The 25,521-nt window shown below is 61.2% G+C and carries 24 protein-coding genes; 7 read left to right on the top strand and 17 right to left on the bottom strand.

The window, feature by feature from the left end; all coding sequences use genetic code 11:
• Window positions 1-6: 6 nt before the first annotated feature.
• Genes tatB through IV89_RS07610 form a run of 3 tightly spaced genes read left to right on the top strand, consistent with a single transcriptional unit; the run spans window position 7 to window position 2,362 of the window.
• Window positions 7-645 carry a Sec-independent protein translocase protein TatB gene (gene tatB, locus IV89_RS07600; RefSeq protein WP_037944450.1) on the top strand — a complete coding sequence of 213 codons (639 nt, stop codon included), beginning with the start codon at window positions 7-9 and terminating at the stop codon, window positions 643-645.
• A complete protein-coding gene (tatC, locus tag IV89_RS07605; protein WP_005853927.1) occupies window positions 642-1,526 on the top strand; it encodes a twin-arginine translocase subunit TatC in 885 nt (294 codons plus the stop codon). Before tatB ends, tatC begins: the two co-directional genes overlap by 4 nt.
• Entirely contained in the window at window positions 1,523-2,362 is an 840-nt protein-coding gene (locus IV89_RS07610) for an ATP-binding protein (RefSeq protein WP_107277689.1), read from the top strand. Before tatC ends, IV89_RS07610 begins: the two co-directional genes overlap by 4 nt.
• Window positions 2,363-2,439: 77 nt before the next feature.
• Here IV89_RS07610 and IV89_RS07615 read toward each other — a convergent pair whose 3' ends face one another.
• The 11 genes from IV89_RS07615 to alr form a co-directional block, all read right to left on the bottom strand.
• A complete protein-coding gene (locus IV89_RS07615; protein ID WP_005853923.1) occupies window positions 2,440-3,696 on the bottom strand; it encodes a LysM peptidoglycan-binding domain-containing protein in 1,257 nt (418 codons plus the stop codon).
• Window positions 3,697-3,772: 76 nt separating this feature from the next.
• Window positions 3,773-4,432 (bottom strand): protein-L-isoaspartate(D-aspartate) O-methyltransferase, encoded by a 660-nt coding sequence (locus IV89_RS07620; protein WP_005853921.1) that lies wholly within the window; start codon window positions 4,430-4,432, stop codon window positions 3,773-3,775.
• The gene (gene surE / locus IV89_RS07625; protein WP_037944447.1) at window positions 4,429-5,214 is read right to left on the bottom strand and encodes a 5'/3'-nucleotidase SurE; all 786 of its coding nucleotides are present in this window, start codon (window positions 5,212-5,214) and stop codon (window positions 4,429-4,431) included. The genes IV89_RS07620 and surE overlap by 4 nt, the downstream gene beginning before the upstream one ends.
• Before the next feature lie 72 nt (window positions 5,215-5,286).
• Entirely contained in the window at window positions 5,287-5,937 is a 651-nt protein-coding gene (locus IV89_RS07630; protein WP_009824837.1) for an SDR family NAD(P)-dependent oxidoreductase, read from the bottom strand.
• A 72-nt stretch (window positions 5,938-6,009) separates the two neighbouring features.
• Entirely contained in the window at window positions 6,010-6,276 is a 267-nt protein-coding gene (locus IV89_RS07635) for a hypothetical protein (RefSeq protein ID WP_005853915.1), read from the bottom strand.
• A gap of 219 nt (window positions 6,277-6,495) precedes the next feature.
• Window positions 6,496-7,980, bottom strand: a complete 1,485-nt coding sequence (gene purF / locus IV89_RS07640) for an amidophosphoribosyltransferase (protein ID WP_037944446.1) — start codon at window positions 7,978-7,980, stop codon at window positions 6,496-6,498.
• A gap of 186 nt (window positions 7,981-8,166) precedes the next feature.
• Window positions 8,167-8,721, bottom strand: coding sequence for a CvpA family protein (locus IV89_RS07645; protein WP_005853908.1), 555 nt, complete (start codon window positions 8,719-8,721; stop codon window positions 8,167-8,169).
• A 28-nt stretch (window positions 8,722-8,749) separates the two neighbouring features.
• Window positions 8,750-10,117 (bottom strand): DNA repair protein RadA, encoded by a 1,368-nt coding sequence (gene radA, locus IV89_RS07650; RefSeq protein WP_005853906.1) that lies wholly within the window; start codon window positions 10,115-10,117, stop codon window positions 8,750-8,752.
• Window positions 10,118-10,177: 60 nt separating this feature from the next.
• On the bottom strand, window positions 10,178-10,945 hold the full coding sequence (locus tag IV89_RS07655; protein ID WP_037944444.1) for a hypothetical protein: 768 nt from the start codon (window positions 10,943-10,945) through the stop codon (window positions 10,178-10,180).
• A gap of 165 nt (window positions 10,946-11,110) precedes the next feature.
• Window positions 11,111-11,587, bottom strand: a complete 477-nt coding sequence (locus tag IV89_RS07660) for a paraquat-inducible protein A (RefSeq protein WP_037944443.1) — start codon at window positions 11,585-11,587, stop codon at window positions 11,111-11,113.
• Entirely contained in the window at window positions 11,577-12,611 is a 1,035-nt protein-coding gene (alr, locus tag IV89_RS07665) for an alanine racemase (protein WP_037944442.1), read from the bottom strand. Before alr ends, IV89_RS07660 begins: the two co-directional genes overlap by 11 nt.
• A gap of 237 nt (window positions 12,612-12,848) precedes the next feature.
• On the opposite strand from alr, the gene IV89_RS07670 reads away from it, so the two are divergent.
• Both IV89_RS07670 and IV89_RS07675 read left to right on the top strand, forming a co-directional pair.
• Window positions 12,849-14,165, top strand: coding sequence for a dienelactone hydrolase family protein (locus IV89_RS07670; RefSeq protein WP_037944441.1), 1,317 nt, complete (start codon window positions 12,849-12,851; stop codon window positions 14,163-14,165).
• Window positions 14,166-14,177: 12 nt separating this feature from the next.
• A complete protein-coding gene (locus IV89_RS07675) occupies window positions 14,178-14,903 on the top strand; it encodes a sterol desaturase family protein (protein WP_037944440.1) in 726 nt (241 codons plus the stop codon).
• 45 nt (window positions 14,904-14,948) lie between these two features.
• Here IV89_RS07675 and IV89_RS07680 read toward each other — a convergent pair whose 3' ends face one another.
• From IV89_RS07680 to IV89_RS07695, 4 genes are all read right to left on the bottom strand, one after another.
• Complete coding sequence (locus IV89_RS07680) at window positions 14,949-16,451, bottom strand: replicative DNA helicase (protein WP_005853895.1); 1,503 nt, start codon at window positions 16,449-16,451, stop codon at window positions 14,949-14,951.
• Window positions 16,452-16,608: 157 nt separating this feature from the next.
• The gene (locus IV89_RS07685; protein ID WP_005853893.1) at window positions 16,609-17,289 is read right to left on the bottom strand and encodes an orotate phosphoribosyltransferase; all 681 of its coding nucleotides are present in this window, start codon (window positions 17,287-17,289) and stop codon (window positions 16,609-16,611) included.
• 97 nt (window positions 17,290-17,386) lie between these two features.
• Window positions 17,387-18,424, bottom strand: a complete 1,038-nt coding sequence (gene pyrC / locus IV89_RS07690) for a dihydroorotase (protein ID WP_037944439.1) — start codon at window positions 18,422-18,424, stop codon at window positions 17,387-17,389.
• A gap of 69 nt (window positions 18,425-18,493) precedes the next feature.
• Complete coding sequence (locus tag IV89_RS07695) at window positions 18,494-19,495, bottom strand: hypothetical protein (RefSeq protein WP_037944438.1); 1,002 nt, start codon at window positions 19,493-19,495, stop codon at window positions 18,494-18,496.
• A 213-nt stretch (window positions 19,496-19,708) separates the two neighbouring features.
• Between IV89_RS07695 and IV89_RS07700 the strand changes: the two genes are divergently transcribed.
• Together IV89_RS07700 and IV89_RS07705 are read left to right on the top strand one after the other, a co-directional pair.
• On the top strand, window positions 19,709-20,620 hold the full coding sequence (locus IV89_RS07700; RefSeq protein WP_037944437.1) for a MoxR family ATPase: 912 nt from the start codon (window positions 19,709-19,711) through the stop codon (window positions 20,618-20,620).
• A gap of 76 nt (window positions 20,621-20,696) precedes the next feature.
• The gene (locus tag IV89_RS07705) at window positions 20,697-21,959 is read left to right on the top strand and encodes a VWA domain-containing protein (RefSeq protein ID WP_037944436.1); all 1,263 of its coding nucleotides are present in this window, start codon (window positions 20,697-20,699) and stop codon (window positions 21,957-21,959) included.
• On the opposite strand, the gene purL is transcribed toward IV89_RS07705, so the two are convergent.
• Both purL and IV89_RS07715 read right to left on the bottom strand, forming a co-directional pair.
• Window positions 21,956-24,115: a phosphoribosylformylglycinamidine synthase subunit PurL gene (gene purL, locus IV89_RS07710; protein WP_037944435.1), complete on the bottom strand. Its 2,160-nt coding sequence runs from the start codon at window positions 24,113-24,115 to the stop codon at window positions 21,956-21,958. The two genes, IV89_RS07705 and purL, sit on opposite strands and share 4 nt — an antisense overlap.
• A gap of 252 nt (window positions 24,116-24,367) precedes the next feature.
• Window positions 24,368-25,273 (bottom strand): LysR family transcriptional regulator, encoded by a 906-nt coding sequence (locus tag IV89_RS07715; RefSeq protein ID WP_005853880.1) that lies wholly within the window; start codon window positions 25,271-25,273, stop codon window positions 24,368-24,370.
• Window positions 25,274-25,521: the final 248 nt, after the last annotated feature.

Raw genomic sequence — 25,521 nt, forward strand, 5'->3', positions numbered from 1 at the left:
GCTCTCATGTTTGATATGGGGTGGTCAGAGCTGTTGGTCGTTGGCGTTGTCGCGCTGATTGTGGTGGGTCCCAAGGACCTGCCCGTGCTGTTTCGCAAGGTCGGCCAGTTTGTGGGCAAGGCCAAGGGGATGGCGCGCGAGTTCAGCAATGCGATGAATGATGCCGCCGATGACACGGGCATGCGCGAGATGTCGTCCAGTTTGAACAAGACGTTGAAAACAGCGACGAACCCGCTGGGATCGGCGATGGACGAAGTGAAGTCAGCGACCAAATCCCTGTCCAAATTCGACCCCGAAAGCGAGACGGGCAAACTGGCCTCGCAGCGGGCCGAGGATGTCAAGAAGATCCAGGCCGCCACCGCCCGTGCCGGTGCCGAGCGCAAGCAGCGTGAAGCTGCCGAAGCGCTGGCACAGGCCGATGCGGCAGAAGCGAAACTCGCGACACCCGCCGCCGCGCCGCAGATCGAGAAGCCGGCGGCGAAAGCTCCTGCCAAGAAAGCGCCAGCCAAGAAGGCAGCTGCCGCCAAAGCGCCAGCCAAAGCCACGCCCGCGAAAAAGCCTGCCGCCAAGAAACCTGCCGCAGCGAAACCTGTGGCCAAGAAAGCCGCGCCCAAAGCGCCAGCGGCCAAAAAGAGTGACACATGAGTGCATCAGACGATATTGACGACAGCGCCGCCCCGCTGATCGAGCATCTGGCCGAGCTGCGCACGCGGCTGATCCATTCGGTGATCGCCTTTATCATCGGCATGGTGATCTGTTTTACCGTTTGGAATCCGATCTTTAACTTCCTGACGAACCCTTTGTGTTCGGCTATGGCCGAGCGTGGGCAGGAAGACTGCGGGTTGATCCTGATCAAGCTGCAAGAGGGCTTTTTCGTCGCCATCTCTATCTCTTTGCTGGGCGGGCTGGTTTTGGGCTTTCCCTATATCAGCTACCAACTGTGGCGCTTCGTGGCACCGGGGCTTTACAAGAACGAGAAGGGCGCGTTTCTGCCCTTCCTGATCTCGAGCCCGCTGATGTTCTTTTTGGGCGCGTCCTTTGCCTTTTATGTCGTGACGCCGCTGGCTTTCGATTTCTTTCTTGGGTTCCAGCAGGCGGGCACGCTTGTCGGCGAGGGGACGGATAACGCAGGCGGGATCGCCGCCATTGCGTTCCAGGGGTCGGCTCAGGAATATCTGAGCCTGACGATCAAGTTCATCGTGGCCTTTGGGCTGTGCTTTCAGCTGCCCGTATTGCTGACCCTGATGGGGAAGGCCGGACTGGTCAGCGCCGAAGGGCTTGGCAACGTGCGCAAATATGCGGTGGTTGGTATTCTGGTGCTGGCCGCACTTGTCACGCCGCCGGATGTGATCACCCAAGGGATCCTGTTTGTTGTGGTCTACGGGCTTTACGAAATCTCTATCTTTCTTGTAGGGCGGGTTGAACGCAAACGAGAAGAACAGCTGCGCGCAGACGGGTATTATGACGACGAATATGATGACCCGATCCTCGCAGAGTTCGAAGAGGATGAGGACGACCTGAAGTGAACCGTGACCCGATGGACCGTATTGCAGCGGCGTTGGAGAGGATGTCTCCTCCGCCGCTGAAAGCCCCGGATTTTGATGTAGCGGGGGCCTTTGTCTGGCAGACAGGGCCGGACCATCTGGCACCGGTCGAAACGGTCAGCAAGGTTGATCTGTCGCTGCTGGTCGGGGTGGATCGTGCGCGCGACACGTTGCTGGCCAACACGATGCAGTTCGCCGCCGGTCTGCCCGCCAACAACGCCCTGCTGTGGGGCGCGCGCGGGATGGGCAAGTCGAGCCTTGTGAAAGCCGTACACGCCCATGTCCGCGAGACGCACGACCGTCTGCGCATCGTGGAACTGCAACGCGAGGACTTGCCATCGGTGGGCCGTCTGCTGAGCCTGCTGCGCGGTGCGCGGCAACGGTTTATCCTTTATTGCGATGATCTGAGCTTTGGTCATGATGACGCGCATTACAAATCGCTGAAGGCGGTGCTGGATGGCGGGATCGAGGGACGGCCAGAGAATGTCGTGCTTTACGCCACGTCGAACCGGCGGCATCTGATGCCCCGTGACATGATCGAGAACGAACGTGGCTCTGCCATCAACCCTGCCGAGGCGGTGGAAGAGAAAGTCTCGCTGTCGGATCGGTTCGGGCTGTGGCTGGGCTTCCATCCCTGCGACCAGAAACAGTATCTGGATATGATCCGCGGCTATTGCGAGGCCTACGGGGTCGAGATTGACGCCAAGACTCTGCACGCCGAGGCGATCGAATGGCAAGCGACCCGTGGGGCGCGGTCGGGCCGTGTGGCGTGGCAGTATTTCGTTGATCTGGCAGGGCGGCGCGGCGTCGCGCTGTAAGCGATAAACGGCCTTCGCAAAAGACAGCGGCCCCGAAAAGGGGCCGCGCGTTGAAGCTGTTCCGTTTTCCAGTTGGCTTAGTTCAGGTAGGGCGTCGGATCGACGCTATCAAAGCCTTTGCGCACCTCGAAATGTACGAATGAATCATCGCCCGGGCGCAGTTTGGCGATGCTTGCCCCTTTCGAGACGCTATCCCCTTTGGCGACCGACACATTGGCGACGTTGGCATAGACGGTCAGCAGGTTGTCAGGGTGGCGGATCACGACAATCGGCACGCCCTCGGCGCTTTTGGTGATCGCGGCGACGGTGCCGCTATCGGCGGCTTTGACCGCAGCGCCCGGTGTGCCCTTGATGTTGATGCCCTCGTTCTTGCCCTTGGAATAGGCGCGGATGATGCTGCCCTGCACGGGGGGCGACATGCGGCCCGAAGAGGCGGGTTGCGTCGTCTTGCCCACATCGGCGACAGGCTTGGCTGCGGCGGGTTCGGGCTTTGGCGCGGCGGGCTTCTCGTCCACAGGCGGTAGCGGTTTCGCGGCGCTTGGCGGGGTCGGCGTTGGCGATCCGGTGCCGGGCAAGCTGGTCGTTGTCGGCGCAGTGGCCGTCGCGGCAGCAGGGACCGCGGCGCTGCGTTTCGGGGCGGCCTGCTGCGCCACGGGGATCAGCAGGAACTGCCCTTCGCGGACAGAGAAATCAGCGCCAAGCCCGTTCCATTCGGCCAGCGTTTCAACCGGCACGGCATAGAGACGCGCGATGGTATAGGCGGTTTCCCCACGTTCCACCTTGTGGCGCACAGGCTCGATCCCGGTCTGTTTCGCGGGGTTCTCGCGGGTGGTGGTCTGCGCCGAGGGCAGGGTGGTGGTCTGCACGCCGGGGGTGGCGGGCGCCCGGTTGATCGCGCCGCCTGCGATAGTCTGGATATCGACCGCTGCAGTGGTGATCGGACCGGTGCCCGACGCGCCAGTCGCGGGCGAGGGTTCGGCCACGCGGGTCGGTAGGGCGATGATCTCTCCCTTGCGGAGGGGGACAGTGGGGTCGATGCCGTTGTAGCGCGACAGGCTGCCCACATCGGCACCCACGCGGGTGGCCACGTCAGACAGCGTATCGCCACGCCGCGCCACAGCGACCTGATAGTTGGGGTAGGAAATCACACCGCGGTTGTCCGGTGCGGGGCGTTCATCCAGCGGGCCGGTGGCTGCGTGGGCGGTGGTGAAACCGTCGCCAAAGCCGCCGCGCAAATCCATATCAAGGGGCTGTTCACAAGCGGCGAGCAAAAGCGCAGAGCTGCCCGCCAGTACCGTCAGCCTGAGGGTACGGGTCACGTTTGGTTGGGTCATCTGCTCGTCCTCGTCTTCGGTGCCGTCAGCGCCTTGGGGTCCCCGTTCGGGCGGAGTTCCCCTTGCTATACTGCATTTAGCCGTCTTTTCCCAGCCCTTCAAGCAAGGGAACAAAGCGGACCTTGCGCAGCTCGTCATATTCCAGCCCGGTCTCGGTTTTGCGTACACGTATGAGGTGTTGAACCGTGTCCGACTGGCCCACGGGCACGACCATGATGCCGCCCACCTTGAGCTGAGCCAGAAGCGGGCCGGGGGGGTCTTCGGCGGCGGCGGTCACGATGATCCGGTCAAAGGGGGCCTGTTCGGGCAAGCCAAAGCTGCCGTCGCCTATGATCGCCGTGATGTTGGACAGGGCCAGATCCTCGAAGATCTGGCGGGCCTCTACCACCAGTCTGCGGTGGCGGTCGATGGTATAGACGCGCCGCGCCAGTTTGCTGAGGATCGCGGCCTGATAGCCTGATCCGGTCCCCACCTCGAGCACCTTGTCACGCGACGACACATCCAGCGCCTGCGTCATCAGCGCCACAACCGAAGGCTGGCTGATGGTCTGACCGCAGGCGATCGGCAGGGGCATGTCCTCGTAGGCGCGGGACGCGAAAAGGCCGCGGATGAAGGGACCTCGGTCGATCTGCTCCATCGCGTTCAGGACACGGGCATCGGTGACGCCCTTGGAACGGAGTGCGTAAAGAAATTGCATCTTGCGTGTCGCGTCTGTGATGTCTTCTTCGTCGTTCATGTATTGATGGCTTTTAGCGCGTCAAATGTATCATGAGCGGTGAGGTCGGCGCGCATGGGCGTGACCGAGATATAGCCGTCAAGGTTCAGCGCGGCGTCGGTGCCGTCGTCCGTCGGGATCTGCTGGTCCGCGCCCTTGATCCACAAGAACCGCCGCCCCGAGGGCGACAGCTGCGGGATCGTGGAAAAGCTGGTATCGCGGCGCATCCCCTGGGGGGCCAAACGGATGCCCTGAACCTCTGCCGCTGCGACGGGCGGAAAATTCACGTTATAGAACAGACGGTAGCCATCCCCATGCGCCGGTGTCGCATCCAGAATACGGCGGATCACATCGGCCCCGTGGCCGGCGGCGGCCTCGAACGGGTCATCCAGATCGCGGTTGGCAGGGCCGTAGTATTGCGACAGCGCCACGGCGGGGATGCCTTGCAGCGCCGCCTCCATCGCGCCACCGATCGTGCCGGAATAGAGCGTGTTTTCAGCCGCGTTGTTGCCGCGGTTCACACCGGACAGCACCAGATCAGGGCGGGCATCCAGCATACAGTCATGCAGTGCCGCCATCACACAATCGGCCGGGCTGCCCTCGACCGAAAAGCGCCGGTCGCTGACCTTTTCGACCATCATCGGCTTGGTGTAGCTGATGCAATGCCCGACGCCGGATTGTTCATAGGCGGGGGCCACGGTCCAGACCTCGCCATCGGGTCCGGCCAGGTCGGTGGCAATGCCCTGCAGGGTCTTCAGACCCGGGGCGTGAATACCGTCGTCGTTGGTGATCAGAATGCGCATAAATTCCCCTTTGCGCCTTGATAGGCGACGGGGCGCGGCGCGGCAAGGCAGGAGCCTTCACCGCATCATGTTTTAAGGCTGGGAAACAGCCAGTTGCGCCAGAATTTCAGCGGCTTGTGACTGTGGCGTGTTCAGCGCCTCGCGGTCTTCACCGGGGTGGAAACGCGCGCGTGTCGCGGTTGGCATGGGGGCGGGGGTCATGATGTGGACGCGCGGGCCGATTGCCACGGCTTCGGACTGCCAGCTTTTGGCCAGCGCGATCTGCGCGGCCTTGGTGGCCCCGTAGCTGCCAAAGAACTTGGTCGCCACAACCGGATCGTCAAAGAACACGGCCTGACCCGACTGCCCCAGTAGCGGTGCCACATAGGTGATCAGGGTCGAGGTGGCGGTGACGTTACAGGCGACCGATTTGGCCATGTCTTTGGCGTCGATGTGATCGGTCGGGGCCAAGGGGGCGGCATGGACAGCGGTGTGCAGCCACAGATCAAGGCTGCCCCAGCGGTCATAGATGCCACGGCACAGGGTCGCCATCGCATCGGCATTGGTGATGTCCATCGGGGCCAATGTCGCGCTGCCGCCGCGGGACTGGATGCGGTCGTCCAGCTCTTCCAGGGCACCGGTGGTTTTGGCGACTGCAATGATGTGATGCGTGTCGCAAAGTGCTTCGGCCAGGGCGGCACCAAGACCGCGGGACGCGCCAGTGATAAGAGCTGTTTTTGTCATGGGGTGGCTTTGCCTGAGCCACCGCGCCCCGTCAAGAGGGGCGCGGCACCCGGGGTCATGTCGCGGGGCGTTTCACCCTTTGGGAAGTTTGAGCGTCACCGTGCGCCCGCGCTGCGCCAGAACTACGCTGTCGTCGCCAATGGCGGCGACGATGCCGTCGCTGATCTTGTCGTTCAATGTCACGCGGTGGATGCGTCCGCGGCCATCGCGGATCAACGCGCCGGGGTCGGTCAGGCTGCCGAAGGTACCAATCAGGGCGAGCTTGGGCAGGGACGCCTGCTGCGTAGCCAGATTGAGTGTTTTCTGCGGGGTCGGAGTGCCTTTTTCGTCAGTCGACATGGGTGCCTCTTGCTGCGCTTAGGGGGGCAAAGAATGGTTAGACCGAGGGGCTAACAAAGCTGCCTGACAGCCGAAAGAGGGCGCGGGGGAAGCTGGCAAAGACTGGCTTGCACGTCGGCAAAGCTTTGCCAGCGGTACGGGGGCGCAAAATAGCAAAAGGGCGGGCGAGGGGTTGAACCCTGCGCCCGCCCTTGCGGAACTTGTCGCGAAGCGGCGGCTTTATTCGGCGGCTGGCTTCATCTCGAACCCTTGATTGATCTGGTCGGCAGGGGTGACGGGGTAATCGCCCGAGAAGCAGGCATCGCAATATTGAGGGCACTTGTTGTTGCGACCCTCTGCCTCGCCCACGGCGCGGTAAAGCCCGTCGAGCGAAATGAACTTGAGGCTATCAACTTGCAAATGCTCGCGCATTTCCTCTTCGGACATGGTGGCCGCCAGCAGCTTTTCACGTTGCGGCGTGTCCACACCGTAGAAACAGGGCCACGCGGTGGGGGGCGAAGCAATGCGGAAGTGGACCTCTTTCGCGCCGGCATCAAGGATCATCTCTTTGATCTTGCGGCTGGTGGTGCCACGCACAACCGAATCGTCTACCAGAATGACCCGCTTGCCCTTGATCAGCGCGCGGTTCACGTTGAGCTTTAGCCGCACGCCCATGTTGCGGATCTGTTCGGTTGGTTCGATGAAGGTCCGGCCCATGTATTGGTTGCGGATAATCCCCATCGCATAGGGAATACCCGATTCGAGGCTGAAACCGATGGCCGCAGGCGTGCCGCTGTCGGGGACGGGGCAGACAAGATCCGCCTCTACCGGCGATTCCTTTGCCAGCTCGCGCCCGATGGCTTCGCGGGTTTCATAGACCGAACGACCGCCAAGGATGCTGTCGGGGCGGCTGAAATAGACGTGTTCAAAGATACAGAAACGCGATGCGACACGGCGGAAGGGGAAATGGCTTTCGACGCCCGAAGGGGTGATCACGACCATCTCGCCGGGCTCGATCTCGCGGACGAATTCGGCACCGATGATATCCAGCGCGCAGGTCTCAGAGCTGAGCGCCCAACCGTCGCCAAGCTTGCCCAGAACCAGCGGGCGGACACCCAAAGGATCGCGCACACCGATCAGCTTGGTGCGGGTCATCGCCACGACCGAAAACGCGCCTTCGACACGGCGCAGCGCGTCTTCCATGCGTTCGGGAATGTTGCGTTGCAGGGACCGCGCCATCAGGTGGATGATACATTCGCTGTCCGACGAGGACTGGAAGATCGACCCGCGTTCAATCAGCTCGCGGCGCAGGGCGTTGGCGTTGGTGATATTGCCATTATGGGCAATCGCGGCACCGCCCATGGCGAATTCGCCAAAGAAGGGCTGCACATCGCGGATCGCTGTCGGGCCTTTGTGACCAGAGGTCGAATAACGCACATGCCCGATAGACAGTTCGCCGGGCAGCGTCTCCATCACCTTTTGCGAGGTGAAGTTGTCGCGCACATAGCCGAAGCGGCGGGCGGACTGGAAACCGGCAGCGGGGTCATAGCTGACGATCCCGCCGGCTTCCTGACCACGGTGCTGCAACGCGTGCAGGCCGAGGGCCACAAAGTTCGAGGCGTCTGCAACGCCGATCACGCCGAACACCCCGCATTCTTCTTTGAGTTTATCCCCGTCATCTGCATCACGCAGATAGGAGGAATCAAACGGGTGCGCGGGGGGCATGATCTTGGACAACGGGGCAACTCCGAATCCGATGAAGGGATAGGGGCTATGTAGGACTTTGGGCGGGCCTTGTCACCCCGCCGTTACATTTTGCCCCCGCATATGCTGCGATGCAACATATGGCAGAAACGCAAACGCCCCCGAAAACGGGGGCGCATGGATAACTTTTGGCAGCGTCAGCGGCGATTAGGCACCGCAGGCCCCAACCAAAGCCTCGTAGCGGGTGGTGATCCAGCCCAATGCGGCTTCTGGGTTCTGCTCTTCGATCTGGCCGGTAAAGCGCCCGAAGACCTGTGCCGACCGGCTTTCGTCCACCATGGTGAAGGTCTGGCCGGTGATCACGGTGTCATAGACAAAGAAGGCGATGGCGACCAAAAGAATGCCGCGCGCCACGCCGAAAAGAAACCCGAGCCCCTGATCCAGACCACCCAGAACAGACCGCTGCACCAGCGACGAAAACAACGGGGTGAACAGCGAGACCACAATCAGCGCGATGGCAAAGACGATGGCAAACGCCCCGATAATCGATAGTTCACAACTGTCGGCAAGGAATTCGCCCACAACAGGGATCTCTGACACCAGCGGTTCAACCTGCGGCGCAAAAAGAAACGCAAGGATCGCGGCGGCAATCCAGCCCACGATCGCCATAAATTCGCGTACAAGCCCGCGGCCATAAGCCAGCAAAGCCGACAGAACGATGACAAGCGCCACAACCCCGTCAATGATGGTAAAACCTTCCATGGTCGTCTTGCCTTCCTTGAAGGGGCGGTTAGCCAGCCCCGAATATTTCGCCTACAAATCCGGTGAGATCGCTCATGGTGTTAAGCGTTATGCCGTTCTTGCCCACCGGTTTTCCGCCCGCGGGCGCGATGGCGCTGGTAAAACCAAGTTTTTGCGCTTCTTTCAACCTGTTTTCGGTCTGACTGGCGGGGCGTAGCGCACCGGACAGGCTGATTTCGCCGAAAACAACGGTTTCCGCGGGCAAAGCCACGTCTTCGCGCGCGCTGAGCAACGCGGCCGCGACCGCCAAATCCGCGGCCGGCTCCGAGATTTTCATGCCGCCTGCCACGTTGAGGTAAACATCAAGCCCCGCAAAGGGGATGCCGCAACGGGCCTCTAGCACAGCGAGGATCATCGCAAGCCGTCCCCCGTCCCAGCCCACGACCGTACGCCGCGCCTGCGAATGAGGCGACGGGGCCACAAGCGCCTGAAGCTCGCATAAAACAGGGCGGGTGCCTTCGATACCTGCGAAAACCACTGACCCCGCGGCGGGCGTGCCGCGTTCGGACAGAAACAGGGCAGAGGGGTTGGTGACCTCTGCCAGCCCTTCGCCGGTCATCTCGAACACGCCGATCTCGTCTGCGGGGCCAAAGCGGTTCTTGACCGCGCGCAGGATGCGGAACTGGTGGCCGCGCTCGCCCTCGAAATACAGCACGGTATCGACCATATGCTCGACCACGCGCGGCCCCGCGATCTGCCCGTCCTTGGTGACATGCCCCACAAGAATCACGGAAACGCCGCGCCGTTTGGCAAAGCTTGTCAGCTCGTGCGCGGCGGCGCGGACCTGACTGACGGACCCGGGGGCGGAATCGACGTTATCGGCCCACATGGTCTGTATCGAATCGATGATGACCAGATCGGGCTTCACCTCTTCAAGCGTGGTCAGGATATCGCGCAGATTGGTTTCGGCGGCCAGTTGCACCGAGGCGTCGGACAGCCCCAAACGCTGCGCCCGCATACGGACCTGCGCCGAGGCTTCCTCTCCGCTGACGTAGATTGTTTTCAAACCGCTGCGGGCAAAATGGGCCGCTGCTTGCAGCAAAAGGGTGGATTTCCCGATGCCCGGATCACCGCCCACCAGAATGGCAGAGGAGGGCACCAGCCCGCCGCCCAAAACGCGGTCCAGCTCGGCAATGCCGGATTGGCTGCGGGGCGGGGGCGTGTCCTTGGTGGTGAGGTCGGTCAACACCATCGCCGCGCCGCGACGGGTGCCAAGCGATTTGCTGGGCGGGCCGGATGAAATGCCCTTGTCCTGCTGGATCGTATTCCATTCGCCGCAGGCATCACAGCGCCCGGACCATTTGTTATAGGTCGCACCGCAAGCCGTGCACGAAAATGTAACGGGAGATTTAGCCATGCGTCTTTCTGGCCGAACAAAGGGGAAACGTCAAAGCAAAACCTTGGTGCCTGCGCGGGGTTACTCCGCTGCTTTCGGGGGCAGCTCTACCACGCGTGAATCGCGGGCCATTTCATCCGCCGATACGGTACGTTCGATTCCCAGTTCGGGCATGATCTCGCGCATTTCGGCGCGCAGGCGGTCCAGCTGTGCTGCGGCCACGCTTTCTTCCAGCTCAACCTCGTGCAGCCAGTGCTTCATCTCGGATGTGATGCCTTTGGCCTGATCCAGACGGCTGTTGAACAGGTTCACTTCTTCCTGACGCTGCTTTAGGAAATTGCGCGCGCGTTCGATTTTCTCGTCGGCATAGACGGTCGCCAGCTCTTTCGAGATGTGGCTCATCTGCGCGGCGACTTCCAGAAGGGCGGGTTCAAGGGTGCTAAGGTCAGGGTGATCGCGCAGATAGGCCAGCCGTTCGCGGACCGAGTCGAATTCGGAAGACATGTGAAAAACGTCACCGCGATCCGCCGCATGCACCGCCCCGTAGGCGCGGGTGATGTCGTCCATGTTGAGCGCAAATTTGCGGTGCGATGTTTCAAGCTGCATGATGCGGCGGTTGGTGGGGATGAAAAAGCAGATGCCCACGGCCAGAATGGTCAGGCCGATCTGCGCATACATCCCTGCATTCTCAACGGGTTGCCCGTCATAGTTGAGCGGCAGTTCAATCCAAGCCCATTGGCCAAGCGCGGCCATAACGGTACAGACGGTGATCGCCACGGCGGCAACAGCGAAAACCGCGAATGCGAGTCTTTGAAAAAGATACTGAATAAGTGCCGTCAACGCGTTCATCTGTCTCACCTTGTGCTTGAGTTGCTGTTGTAAGCAAGAATATGCCGATGTTGGCAAAAGGCGAAGAAAATCTTGAAATTTCCGTAAATGAATCGATTTTACTCGGGAAATTCCGAGCAATTCTACCCAGGCGGGTGGATTGGTCGCGTGAAAACGCCGGCTTGCTTAGGCGATTTTCTGCGCGCGGTGCCCGATAAACAGGGATGCGAGGACGCAGACTGTAAACAGGTATAGCCCCCAAGCCGTCTCGATCCGCCCGATGCCGATCCCCTTTGACAGGGTCACATAAAGGGCGATCAGAAACACATCCGCCATCGCCAATTTGCCGATTGCCTGCAAGACGGGCAGGGCGCGCGGGCCGATCAGGCGGAACTGAACCAGCGTCAGGCCGACGGTCTTAACATAGGGTGCGATAAGGGCAAAAACCGCGACGATCAGCGCCAGAAACAGGTCGGTGTCCCATAGGGATTTCAGACCGCTCAGGACAGAGATTTCGGTGAGCCCGAACAGTGGCAGCACGCCCGCCCGCAACAAGGGCGCGGCCCATGCAACGGGGTAGAGGATCAGCAAAGACAGGTTTGCGACGCGCAGCAGCATATCTAAGCGATCTGCGCGGGGGCGTGGTGCCCCATCACTCCACATAGACCCGGTCATAGCGCGCGCCAAGCGCGGTCAGCACCTCGTAGCCGATGGTGCCCGCAAACCCGGCGACCGTATCCACAGACTGATAGTTCCCGATCAGCTGCAAATGCTCTGGCACCTCTGTCAGGCTGGTCACATCGACGGTGATCAGATCCATAGAGACACGTCCGACCACGGGCAGTTTGCGCCCCTCGTGGGTGAAAGTGGCCCCGTTGCCCAAGGCGCGGATCAACCCGTCGGCATAACCCGCTGCGATCGTGGCGACCAATGTCGGGCGGGGGGCCGTCCAGGCGCAGCCATAGCCGACGGTCTGGCCCGTGGCGACTTCGCGCACCTGAATGACAGGCACATCCAGCGTCACCACCGGCATCGCATCGGCGAAGGGCAATCCGCCGTAGACCCCGATGCCCGGGCGGGTCAGGTCAAAGTGGTAGTCACGGCCAAGCATGATCCCCCCCGTCGCGGCCAAGGATCGTGGCACGTTCAACCCATCCGTCATCTCGCGGAACGTCTTGAGCTGGCGGGCATTCATAGGGTGGTTCGGTTCATCCGCGCAGGCCAGATGCGACATGATCAAGGTCGGGTTCTGCGCCAGGGCGATGTCGCGCAGCGCGGCCCATTCCGCGGGGTCCATGCCAAGGCGGTTCATGCCGCTGTTCAGCTGCACCCCGAAACGATGGCCGGGCAGGGCTTCGACATGGGCGATCATCTGGTCGACCGAATTGATCATCGGCGTCAGGGCCGCGCTTCGGATCATATCGGCGTCACCGGGCATATGCCCCGCAAAGACGTTGATCGCAGGGCCGGGCCCCAACACGCGACGCAGGGCCACGCCCTCTTCCGCGACAGCGACAAAGAACTTGCGCGCGCCTTGGGCGGCGAGAACCGGGGCCACGCGGTCAACGCCCAGACCATAGGCGTTTGCCTTGATCACGGCACCGGTGTCGCAGCCGGTCATTTTGTTCAGCGCCTGCCAATTGGCGGCAATCGCATTGAGGTCGATAGAGAGGGTGGCTGTTGTCATGGGATTTGTTTTGACCGTATGCCCGCCAAGGTCAAGCCACGAGCAAGGCCACCGGCCAATAATCCCTCGCCATGCGGGAAGAGGGGCGGAATGTTTGGCCCATTTCCCTAACGTAACGAAACCTTCGCATGATGCTTGCATGGTGGCGCGAACGCGATAGCTTGGTTCCTGACAAAAGACAGGCTGCGCGCAGTAGCCGCATATAAAACGGGAGAGAGTTCAATGCGAGTTTCAACAATGACAACGGGGCCCGTGCTGGCGGTGGTCACGGCGATGGCCGCGCCCATGGCGCTGGCCGAGAACCGGATCGATACCCAGATGCCCACAGCCCCTGATATGGCGGCCTATGGCGACGAAGCGATCGGCGTGCGCCAGCTTGATCTGGTGCATAAGGACCAGATCGATATCCTGTCCATCGATCCCGCAGCGGACAAGCCTGAAACCCTGCCGCGCTATGATCGCCCGCTGACCGTCGAGGTCTGGTACCCCGCCGCGGACGGGGCCACCGGCGACACCGCGATCAAGGCGTTCATCCGCGATGGCAAGACCGAGGTCACCTTGCAAGGCAAAGCTATGCGCGACGCGGACCCCGCACAGCCCGACGCGGCCTATCCGCTGGTCATCGTTTCCCACGGCTATCCCGGCAACCGCTTCCTGATGTCCCATCTGGCCGAGAATATCGCGTCGAAGGGCTATGTCGTGGCGTCCATCGATCACCTTGATTCCACCTATCGCACGCAGGCGGCCTTTGGCTCTACGCTGGTGAACCGGTCGCTGGACCAGCTTTTCGTGCTGGATGAAATGGCGCGTCTGTCGCAAGACGAAAGCTCTTTTCTCAATGGGTTGGTGGATGCGGATAACACCGGTTTGATTGGCTATTCCATGGGCGGCTACGGCGCGGTGATCACCGCAGGTGGTGGCGTGACCGAAGCGTCGGTCGGCTATGGCTGGGGTGGGCCGCATGGCACTTTGGGCATCCATCAGGCGGGGTCCGAGACGCATAACAACCTGCCCGACCCAAGGATCAAGACCGCCATCGCGATCGGCCCCTGGGGCATGAACACGGGCTTCTGGGATGCCGAAGGCTTGAAGGGCGTGCAGATCCCGATGCTGTTCATGGCCGGGTCCGAGGATATGGTATCGCTGTACGAAAAAGGCGTGCGCGCCATTTGGGAAAACGCCAGCAGCGTCGACCGCGCCTTGCTTACCTTTGAAAACGGCGGCCACAATGCGGCGGCCCCGATGCCTGCGCCTGCGGAATCCTTTCGCGATGACGCTGATCTGGGGTTCAACGTGTCGGGCCACTATACCGATCCGGTCTGGGACACGGTGCGCATGAACAACATCGCGCAACATTTCGCCACCGTCTGGATGGCGCAGCACCTCAAGGGCGATGCCGAGATGGGGGCCTATCTTGATCTGGTCGAAAACTCCAACGACGGGGTCTGGTCGATGAACGAGGACGGCACTCCGAAGGAGGATCACAGCTATTGGAAGGGGTTCGACAAGGACACCGCCAAAGGGTTGCGCTATGAAACCCTGTCGCCCGAGTAAGGGGTACCGCTGATGATGCGCTTGCGTATCATGTTCTCGCATGCGGCCGTCGTGGTGATGGCGGTCGCCTGTGGGGCGGGGCTGGTTGGCTTGGCGCTGTTCGCGCCGCTATGGGTCTGGGCGCTGATCCCCTTGGGGGTCGCCGCGCAGATGCTGAATGAATACAACCTGCACCGCTATGTGTTCCACCTGTCGCCCCCGCGGGCGCAATGGGCATTCAACCTGCTGTATATGGCGCACTACGGTCATCATGATTTCCCGACCAACACCAAGCTGTTTTTCGTGCCGATCTGGGTCGCTTTGCCGATGCTACTGGTGAACGGAGGGCTGCTGTGGGGTGTTCTTGCCCTGTTTGGTGTGCCGCAGGCGGGCTGGATCGCCGTGGCCATCGTGCCAGTTGGCGGGGTGCTGACCTTTCTGGTCTATGAATGGTTCCACATGACCGCCCATGTGAACGTGCCAAAAACGCGGGTAGAGCGGTATGTGACCACACTGCACAACCAGCATCACTTCCGTGATTTCAGCAAGTGGTTCCACGTCAGCCCCGGCGGGGCCGTGATTGACCGCGCGATGGGGACGGCGATTGACCGCGAGGCGCTAAAGCACCAGCAACGGATTGAATTCATTCGTACTTTGGGGATGCGGCCCAATGACCCAAGGCTGATTGCGGCGCGGGAGCGCTTTGCCGCGAAATACAATCTGTCAGAGGCAGAGATCGCCCGCGCGGCGGTTGTCTGACCTCCGCACATAGCGTGTATTCATTAAATTAAAGGGGTGTGGCGATCAGAACTCCTGATCGCCGCCGCCATTTTCACTCTGCCACGGTTTCACAAGGTTACCAAAGCGGGTGTAGCGTCCTTCGAAGCTGAGATCGACAGTACCAATCGGGCCGTGACGCTGCTTGCCGATGACCACCTCGGCACGACCGTGCAGACGCTCCATCTCTTCCTGCCAGATCGCCATTTTATCCAGCTCGTGATCGCCGGGCTTTTCGCGTTCCTTATAGTATTCCTCGCGGAACACGAACATCACGACGTCGGCATCCTGTTCGATCGACCCGGATTCACGCAAGTCCGACAGCTGCGGGCGCTTATCTTCGCGGTTTTCCACCTGACGCGACAGCTGCGACAGGGCGATCACGGGGATGTTGAGCTCTTTCGCGATGGCCTTGAGGCCCATGGTGATTTCCGAGATTTCATTCACCCGGTTTTCGCCTTTGCCCGTCCCGCGCACCAGCTGGAGATAGTCGATAATCAACACGTCCAGCCCGTGGGTCCGCTTGAGCCGTCGCGCACGGGCGGCCAGCTGGCTGATCGGCAGGGCGGGCGTGTCATCGATATACAGCGGGCAGGCTTCCAGCGCTTTGGCGGCATCGACGAAACGGCGGAATTCGGTCTCTGTCATATCACCCGACCGGATCTGGTGGGACGGGATTTCGGCCGCTTCGGACAGGATACGCGCAGCCAACTGTTCCGCGCTCATCTCGAGGCTGTAGAACCCGACAACGCCACCATCTACAGCGCCTTCGGTGCCGTCATGCAAGGTGCCACGGCGGTAGGCTTTGGCGACGTTGAAGGCGATGTTCGTTGCAAGCGAGGTTTTCCCCATCGACGGACGACCGGCAAGGATCAAAAGGTCAGAGGGGTGCAAGCCGCCCAGCTTTTTATCCATATCAATCAGACCGGTAGAGACACCGGATAGGCCACCGTCGCGTTGGTAGGCCGCATTGGCCACGTTGACCGCATCGGTCACGGCTTTGAGAAAGCTCTGGAAACCGCTTTCGGTCTGACCCTGCTCTGCGAGCTTATAGAGCTTTTGTTCGGCCTCGACGATCTGTTCGCGCGGCTCTGACGCGACATCGACCTGTGCGGCTTTGGCCGCGATGTCACGGCCCAGCTGGATCAGGTCGCGACGCACCGCCAGATCATAGATCATCTGCGCATAGTCGCGCACGGCAAAGGCGCTGATCGCGGCACCGGCAAGGCGCACCAGATAGGCGGGGCCGCCCAGTTCTTTCAGCCCTTCGTCATCCTCCATAAACGCCTTGAGCGTCACGGGGGAGGCAAGGTTGTTCTTGGCGATCCGCGCGGCGGCGATCTCGAAAATACGGGCGTGAACGGGGTCGTAAAAATGCTTGGGACCGATGACAGACGCCACGCGGTCGTAGATATCGTTGTTGGTCAGGATCGCGCCCAACAACTGCTGTTCCGCTTCGATGGAATGCGGCATTGTCTCGGCCGCTTGAACCGTTAGCTGGTTACCGTCGATGCTTGAAATCTCGTTCATGCTACGTGTTGCCCCACTGATTAATGACCCGAGGCTTATCTACCCGAGCCGCCCGTCATCCCGCAATCTTTATAAGCTGTGGATAACCTGATCTCTGCGCTAGCGTAGCATATGTCGCGTGATTTTACACCACGCGACACAATATCATGTGGATTGCTTAGGTTTTTTTCCGCGCATCCTGCCACGCTTCGGGGGCGTTCAGGAAGGCTTCGACTTCCGTCAGGGTTTCTGTGTCAAATGCGTTCTGCGCTTTGGCCTCGGCCAGCACATCCCACCAGGTGCACAGGCTGTGCAACGTAACCCCGTGATCGCCCAAGGTCTTTTCTGTCTGCGGAAAAATACCGTAGTAAAAGATCACTGCCGTATGCGCGCAGGTTGCACCGGTATCGCGAATCGCGTCGACAAAGCTGATCTTCGAGCCGCCATCGGTGGTTAGATCCTCGACCAGCAAAACGCGTTGGCCTTCGGTCATTTCTCCTTCAATGCGGGCGTTGCGGCCATAGCCTTTGGGCTTCTTGCGCACATAGGTCATGGGCAGCGCCATGCGCTCGGCCACCATCGCGGCAAAGGGGATGCCCGCGGTTTCACCGCCCGCGATATTGTCAAACGCCTCGAACCCCGCTTCGCGCATCACTGTGACGGTCAGGAAGTCCATCAAGGTGGCGCGGATGCGCGGATAGCTGATCAGCTTGCGGCAATCGATATAGGTCGGGCTCGGCAGGCCGGAGGCGAGGGTAAAGGGCTCTGCCGCGTTGAAATGAACGGCCTTGATCTCCAGCAACATCCGCGCGGTCAAGCGCGCCATTTCGGTAGAGTCGGGGTAGCTGGTGGGGATCATGTCATGCGTTCCTTTTGGGGCCTTGGCGTTGAGGGCGGTGGTGGTCGGTCTCATCCTGCTGCGACCGGCAAACTGTCTTTGGTACTGGGGGGGGGCGTCAGTCGGTGACGGACCAGTTCAGCGGCATCATCGGATCGAACACGGTGACCGGCCCGTCGGGCGTGTCGATGTGATCGGGGTAGGTCGCCGGTGTGCGGGTCAGCGTCATCGTCGCCTCGTTCGGGGCCAGCCCGTAGAAATCCGGCCCGTTCAGCGAGGTAAACCGTTCCAATTGGTCCAGCGCGTCTTCCTGTTCAAAGACCTCGGCCAGGATCGACATCGTATTGGGCGCGGTAAAGCAGCCGGCACAGCCGCAGGGCAGCAGCTTGTTCGCGTCCGTATGCGGCGCGGAATCCGTGCCCAGAAAGAAGCGCGCGTCGCCCGAAGTCGCGGCAGCGCGCAGGGCCAGACGGTGGCTCTCGCGTTTGGCGACGGGCAGGCAGTAGTAATGCGGTTTGATCCCACCGGCGAGGATATGGTTGCGGTTGATCACCAGATGGTGCGTGGTGATGGTCGCGCCCAGATTACCGGTGCTTTCCGTGACATATTGGGCGGCGTCGGCGGTGGTAATATGCTCCATGACGACTTTCAGCCCCGCATGACGGGTGCGGATCGGGTCAAGCACGCGGTCGATGAACACGGCCTCGCGGTCGAAAATGTCGATCTCGGGGTCGGTGACCTCGCCATGGGTGCACAGGGGCAGGCCGATCTCGGCCATGCGTTCCAGCACGGGCGCAACATTGTCAAAGTTCGACACGCCGCTGGCTGAATTTGTCGTCGCACCGGCGGGGTAGAGCTTGACCGCGGTGATCAACCCGCTGGCATGGGCGGCGGCCACATCGTCGGGATCGGTATCCTCGGTCAGATAAAGGGTCATCAGCGGTTTGAACTCCGCGCCCTCGGGCAGTGCCGCGAGGATACGATCGCGGTAGGCGGCCGCATCGGCACCGCGCACCACCGGGGGCACCAGATTGGGCATGATGATGGCGCGGGCAAAATGCGCGGCGGTATGGGGCAACACGGCGTCCAGCATCGCGCCGTCGCGCAGGTGCAGGTGCCAATCATCGGGGCGTCGAAGCGTGAGGGTCTGTGTCATGGGCTCCCCGCTAGCACAGGGCGTGCGGGCGCGCTAGTCTCGGGTTGGTCAAAGGAACCGCAGCAACCGTCAGCCGGTGGTTTTGGCTGCATCCTGCGATTGCGTATCCTGTTCCTCTGCAGTCCCGTTTTCCTGTGCGACGCGCAGGGCCAGTTCGGCCTCTAACTGCTTTTTGCGCCGGACAAACCGAGGGGCCGACATGTGCCCTGTCACGAAATTGCAAAGCGTGAGCGTCAACGGATCGCGCTGCTCGCGTTCCAGCGCGGCAAGCAGGCCCTTCAGATAGGGGCGGTGATCGCGGCGCGCCCGGGCGATGCGTGCAAAGCTCGCGATTGTCAGCTCGCCATCGGCTGCAAGGGTCAGCAGGTTTTCGAACTGGTCAAGCTCCAGCAGTTTCGATTGCAGCGCCGTGCCCATGCGCCGCATCCGAAGTTTGGTCACATTGGGGCGGGTAAAGAGGCTGGCGTGCATCGCGTCCAGCGGCACAGTCGGGTCATAGATCACAAAAGCGGCCTCGGCCGCGTCCAGCATATCGGGGGCATATCCGAACCGGGAGGTGAAATCCGTGCGCCGCATCTCGACAAAGCGATCGTCCCATTCGGTCACGCTGGGGTCCAGCGTCGCTTGCGGCTGGATGGCAACGACCATTGCGCCCGGTGCCGCGACAGAGAATGCCGCAGCCGCATAGCCGCCCGGACCCGCGCCATAAAAGACCACGCGGTCAAAGCCGTCGAAAAAGCCATCGTCGATCAGCCGGTCGAAAAACGCATAAACGGGCGCGTCCCGGAACCATGTGTCCCCTTCAGACGCCAGACAAAGATGCGACCAACCTTCGCTGCGCACCATTTCCCAGCCCAATGGATGCGCCATCGATGACAAGGCGCGCATCCCGTTGATGGTTTCAAAGCTGACCAGCAGGGTAGAGGATTTTTCCAGAAACATCGCGTGGTGTCGTGACCCGAGCGCTTCATAGAACCCGCCATTCTGCGCGACCTGCTTCACAGCATCCATCCACTCGCTTTTGGAATAGTCCTCAAAAGACGTGTCGAGCGTTACGGCGGTATCGATCATGGTAAACTTCCTCAATCGTATCTGGGCACAGGAAACCCCTGGCTTTTGGTCTGAGGTATCGGCGCATTAAGGCGAAAATGCGGAGATTTGAAGCACATTTATAGCACATTCTGTGGTCGCTCCAAGGCATAGAGTCTGTTGAACCCCGTGCAGACCCCTTGACCGCGCGGGATCAGAATGCACCACTCGTCCCAATCACAACCGGAGAATGCCATGCAACTGCCCCCTTCGATCGACGCCGTGCAAGAGCTGCTTGCGGGGCAGGGATATGTCTGCGGGCGGCCTTTGGCCACGGTGGTGTTCCTGAGCCTGACCTTGGGCCGGCCGCTGTTCCTCGAGGGAGAGGCAGGCGTCGGCAAGACAGAGATCGCCAAAGCATTGGCCCTGGCCTTGGACCGCAAGTTGATCCGGTTGCAATGCTATGAAGGGCTGGACGCCGCCACGGCGGTCTACGAATGGAACTTCCCTGCCCAGATGGTGGCAATCCGCACGGCTGAGGCCACCGGCGATCGCTCGCGACAGCAGCTCACAACAGAACTCTTTAGCGACGACTTTCTGATCGAACGCCCCTTGCTTGAAGCGATGCGCCCTGACGGACGCGGTGCGCCCATCCTGTTGATCGACGAGCTTGACCGCACGGACGCCCCGTTCGAAGCCTTCCTGCTTGAGGCGCTCAGCGATTTTCAGGTCACGATCCCCGAACTCGGCACGATCAAGGCTCCCGAGCCCCCCATTGTGATCCTGACCTCGAACCGCACGCGCGAGGTGCATGACGCGCTCAAACGCCGCTGTCTTTATCACTGGGTCGATTATCCCGATTTTCCCCGCGAGATGGAGATTCTGGCCGCCCGCGCCCCCGAAGCCTCAGCCGCGCTCAGCCGCGAGGTCGTGGCCTTTGTCCAGCACCTTCGGACCGAGGACCTGTTCAAGAAGCCCGGCGTGGCCGAAACCATTGATTGGGCAAAATGTCTCCTGGCGCTGGATGTGATCAACCTCAGCCCCGAAACCATTGCGGATACGCTTGGGGCGATCCTGAAATACCAGGATGATATCGCCAAACTGCAAGGATCAGAGGCGAAACGCATCCTCGATCAAGCCAAAGCCACGCTGGACGCGACCCCTTGACGGATACTGCCGCTTCCAAATGGTCTAATATCCTCGGGGGTCCGGGGGCCGACAGCCCCCGGCGGCGGCCGAGCTGATGGAACATCTGCCCCTGGATCTGCCCGATAACCCCAAACTTGCCGGCAATATCACCCATTTCGCCCGTGCCCTGCGCCGCGCCGGCCTGCCCATTGGTCCCGGCCGCGTGATCGACGCGATCCGCGCGGTAGAGGTGGCGGGGTTCACCGACAAAACCGATTTCTACTGGACGCTGCACGCCTGCTTTGTGAATCGTCCTGAACACCGGACCATCTTTGCGCAGCTCTTCCGGCTTTATTGGCGCGACCCGCGGTATCTGGAACATATGATGGCCGCGATGCTGCCCGCGATCCGTGGGGTGCAGGAAGACCGGCCCGCTCAAGCCGCCGAGAAACGCGCGGCAGAGGCGTTGCTGGACGGTGCCGAAGCGCCGGAACGCGACCGCGAAGAACCGCAAGACGAAGGCGAGACAGAGATCGAGGTCGATGCCAGCCTGACCATGTCCTCGCAAGAACGGCTGCGCAGTCTTGATTTCGAATTGATGAGCCTCGCGGAGGTGGCGGAGGCCAAGAAGATGCTGGCGCGGTTGCGCTTGCCGGTCAAACCCATACCGTCACGCCGTGCCATGACGTCGCCGAGGGGGCGGATCGACGCGGGGCGCAGCCTGCGGGCCGCGTTGCGCCGGGGCGGAGAGATGGACAAGCTGGTGCTGAAAACCCCGCGCCCACGCTATCCCAATCTGGTGGTGCTTTGTGATATCTCCGGTTCCATGAGCCAATATTCCCGCATGGTGCTGCATTTCCTGCACGCGGTGAGCAATGCCAAGGGCGCGGGGTGGGCGCAGGTGCATGCGTTTACCTTTGGCACGCGGCTGACCAATATCACCCGCCATCTGGCGACACGCGACGTGGATGCAGCGCTCAAGGCGGCGGGGGCAGAGGCGCAGGATTGGGAGGGCGGCACGCGTATCGGGGCCTGTATTGAGGCGTTCAACCGCGATTGGTCGCGGCGGGTCATGGGGCAGGGTGCGGTTGTGCTGTTGATCACTGATGGGCTGGACCGCGATGCGCCCGATGATCTGGCGCGACAGATGCAGCGGTTGCATCTGTCCGCACGTCGGCTGATCTGGCTAAATCCGCTGCTGCGGTGGGACGGGTTCGCGCCCAAAGCGGCGGGTATCCGTGCGATGCTGCCCTTCACCGACAGTTTTCGGGCCGGTCACTCGATTGCGTCGTTGCAAGAACTGGCAGAGGTGATCTCCCGCCCCGATGACCGGGGCGAGAAAACGCGATTGATGCAGATGATGGGGGCGACCCCTTAGGCGAAGGTTTCGGCAAAAGCCCCGCGATAGGTCGCCGACAGGTCAGCCAAAGGCGCTTTGACGCCGCCGAAGTTCACTTGATCCCCGCCGAACTTGCCGACGCTTTCCAGATGCAGGCCGGCGTTTTGCGCGGCGATCATCAGGGCTTCGGCCTGATCGAAGTTACAGGCGATCAGATAGCGGGCTTGATCCTCGCCAAACAGAACCTGCGTATCGGCAGAATCCAGGGTCACGCCGACGCCGGCCTCGTCCGCCAGTTCAAAGGCTGCCAGTGCCAGACCGCCGTCCGACAGGTCGGTGCAGGCTTTGATCAACGCGCGGTTGGCGCGGATGAATTCACCGTGGGCCTTCTCCATCGCCAGATCGACATGGGGGGCGTCGCCATCGCGGCGGTTGAACACTTCAAGCAGCAGGGCGGATTGCCCGATGTGACCTTCGGTGGCCCCCAGAACCAAAGCGACATGACCCTCGCGGACCTCTTTGCCGATGATCTCGTCCGTGTGCTTCAGCAGGCCGACCGCGCCAATGGTGGGGGTGGGCAGAATGCCTTTGCCGTCGGTTTCGTTGTACAGCGACACGTTGCCCGACACGATGGGCATGTCCAACGCGGCAACCGCTTCGCCGATGCCTTTCAGCGCGCCAACGAACTGGCCCATGATCTCGGGCTTTTCGGGGTTGCCGAAGTTGAGGTTGTCCGTGGTCGCCAGCGGCAGCGCCCCCACGGCACAGAGGTTGCGGTAGGCTTCGGCCACGGCCTGTTTGCCGCCTTCGACAGGGTTCGCCTTGACGTAGCGGGGCGTCACATCCGAGGTAAAGGCGATCGCCTTGTCGGTGCCATGCACTCGTACGATGCCTGATCCCAGACCGGGGGTGCGGGCGCTGTCGCCCATGACCATCGTGTCGTATTGTTCAAACACCCAGGCTTTGGACGCGTAGTTCGGGCTGGAGATCAGCGCGCTCAGCCCGTCGATGGGGTCGATGCCGGGGACATCCGACAGCGGTTCGGCTGCTGGTGTCTCGACATAGGGGCGATCGTATTCGGGCGCGTTGCCCGAGAGCGCTTTAAGCGGCAGGTCGGCTTTGACCTCGCCATTGTGCACGATCAAGAAACGGTCCTCGGCGATTGTTTCGCCTACGATGGCGAAATCGAGGTCCCATTTGTCAAAGACGGCTTTCGCCTCTGCCTCAAGCTCGGGGCGCAGGACCATCAGCATCCGTTCCTGGGATTCCGACAGCATCATCTCGTAGGCGGTCATGGCGTGTTCGCGGGTCGGGACCTTTTCGAGGTCCAGACGCACACCAAGGTTGCCCTTGTCGCCCATTTCCACGGCCGAACAGGTCAGGCCTGCCGCACCCATATCCTGGATCGAAATCACGGCACCGGTCGCCATCAGTTCGAGCGTGGCTTCCATCAGGCGCTTTTCGGTGAAGGGGTCGCCGACCTGAACGGTGGGACGTTTGTCTTCGATGGTGTCGTCGAACTCGGCCGATGCCATCGTCGCGCCGCCCACACCGTCGCGGCCGGTTTTCGCACCAAGGTAAACGACTGGCATGCCAACGCCGGAAGCGGCGGAATAGAAGATCTTGTCAGTGTCGGCCAAACCCGCGGCAAAGGCATTCACAAGGCAGTTGCCGTCATAGGCGGTGTCAAAGCGCACTTCGCCGCCCACCGTGGGCACGCCAAAGCAGTTACCGTAGCCGCCCACACCCGCGACCACGCCATGCACCAGCTGACGGGTCTTGCGGTGGTCGGGCGACCCGAAGCTAAGAGAGTTCATCGCCGCGATCGGACGCGCGCCCATCGTGAAGACGTCCCGCAGGATGCCGCCCACGCCAGTTGCCGCACCCTGATAGGGTTCGATGTAGGACGGGTGGTTGTGGCTTTCCATCTTGAAGACCAGCGCTTGGCCGTCGCCGATATCAACGATGCCCGCATTCTCGCCCGGTCCGCAGATCACCTGTGGGCCTTCGGTCGGTAGGGTACGCAGCCATTTCTTCGACGATTTGTAGGAACAGTGTTCGTTCCACATGGCCGAAAAGATGCCCAGTTCGGTAAAGGTGGGTTCGCGCCCGATGATATCCAGAATACGCTGATATTCTTCGGCATTGATGCCGTGGCTGGAAATCAGGTCTTGGGTGATGGCTGGTTCGGTCATGGTGCGCGTTTTCCCCTAGCAATATGCCACACCTCTTAGATCAAGCGCAGCGCGGGGAAAAGACCTAAGGCTCGTGAAGGGCCATAGCCAAAAAAAAGGCCGAGCACGAAGCTCGGCCGAGTCCAACAGGGAGGTATGAAGTAGCGGCGCGGAGCCGCCCGTCTTCATACCGCCCAATTAAGTGGCGTTCGTGCACGGTTCAAGGATGGAATCGTTAATCTATGACATGCCCGTTATGCGGTTTTCGCATAGCTAGTGGGACTCTTTCTCGCGCAGCAGTTTGCGGTGGGTAATGATCTCGTCCTGCACGAAGTCTTTAAAGGCCGCGACCCGCTTGGAGGCGCGCAATTCTTCGGGGTAGGCAAGGAATACGGGCACATCCGCCGACTCGGTCTCTGGCAGAACTTGCACCAGATCGGGGAAGTCTTGGATGAGGTAGTCGGGCAGTACGCCGATCCCGAGGTTGTTGATCACCGCTTGCAATACGCCAAAGTAGTTGTTCACCGTCAGCATCGACCGCACGTCATGCATCATAAGCTGCTGGATCAGGTTCAGACCCGCATGCACCTGGTTGCTGTCGGTGTTCTGGCAGATCAGACGGTGGTCCGACATATCCTCAAGCCGCTGGGGCGTGCCGTTCGCCGCAAGATAGGCGGGCGAGGCGTACATGCACATCTTGATCATCATCAGCTTCTTGCGGACCAGATCGGCTTGCGACGGCTCTTTCATGCGGATGGCGACATCGGCTTCGCGCATGGGCAGGTCAAGGACGCGTTCTTCGAGCATCAGGTCGACCTTGAGGTCGGGGTATTTCTCGTACAGCTTCGGCAGACGCGGGGCCAGCCAAAGGGTGCCAAAGCCCGTGGTCGTGGTGACACGCAATTCGCCAAAGACTTCTTCCTCGCTGTCGCGGATGCGCGCAGCGGCGGTATCCAGCCGTTTGGACATGGCGACGGTGGCGTCGAACAGCAGCTCGCCTTGTTCGGTCAGGATCAAGCCGCGTGCATGGCGGTGGAACAGGTTGGTATTCAGCTGCTCTTCCAGTCCGCGGATCTGGCGACTGACGGCAGATTGCGACAAATTCAGCTTGTCGCCCGCATGGGTCAAGCTGCCCGCGTCCGCCACGGCGTGAAATATTCTGAGCTTGTCCCAATCCATGAGGACTACCTTTATAATGAGCGCAGTGTTCGCAAGAACGGTCATCTTTGCGCGTTTTACAGTTTAAAAACAACCCTCCGACGCGGCGCATCGGTATATGTGCGGTTATCTTATCACGGATAGATCGGGCGGAGGTGCAAAAGATCAAGCCCCGCGCCTTGGCGCTTTATGACCTAGGGTCAGACACAACGCTAGACAGGTCAGCTTTTGTGACCTAGTGTGATGCCATAGCTATTGATTGCACGTAG

Origin of the sequence: Sulfitobacter sp. CB2047, assembly GCF_000735125.2 — a bacterium.
Lineage (GTDB): Bacteria > Pseudomonadota > Alphaproteobacteria > Rhodobacterales > Rhodobacteraceae > Sulfitobacter > Sulfitobacter pontiacus.